Here is a 438-nt window from a genome sequence, read left to right on the forward strand (position 1 = left end):
GAACACTATTTCCAGCAGTCCGAACAGGTGCCGACCAAGGTGCGCCTGGCGGTCGGCGCGGTCGAGACCGAGGCCGGGTCGCAATGGCGCGCCGGCGGGGCGATGATCCAGATCATCGCCGGCGACGAGGCGCGTGGATCGACCGAGGAGGTGTGGGACCGCACCCGCGCCCTGTTCGGCACCCTGGCCGACGACGAACTGATCGACCCGACGATCTCGCCAGAAACCCTGCTGTTTCGCCTGTTCCACGAGGACGGGGTGCGACTGGAAGGCGCGCGCGAACTGACCGCCGTCTGCCGTTGCTCGCGCGATCGGATCGCCTCGGTCCTGGCGTCCTTCGATCCCGCCGAGCGGGCCGACATGCTGGAGGACGACGGCAAGATCCGCGTCACGTGCGAATACTGCGCCACTGTCTATGCGCTGGACCCCGACGAGGTG

General features: G+C 68.3%; 1 protein-coding gene. It reads left to right on the plus strand.

Annotated features, from left to right (window positions below; genetic code table 11):
* Positions 1-438 (plus strand): Hsp33 family molecular chaperone HslO (locus CVH10_RS17620; RefSeq protein ID WP_181244461.1); only part of this gene is annotated, 438 nt, incomplete at both ends.

This window comes from Halomonas sp. ND22Bw, assembly GCF_003011945.1.
Classification (GTDB): Bacteria; Pseudomonadota; Gammaproteobacteria; order Pseudomonadales; family Halomonadaceae; genus Halomonas; species Halomonas halophila.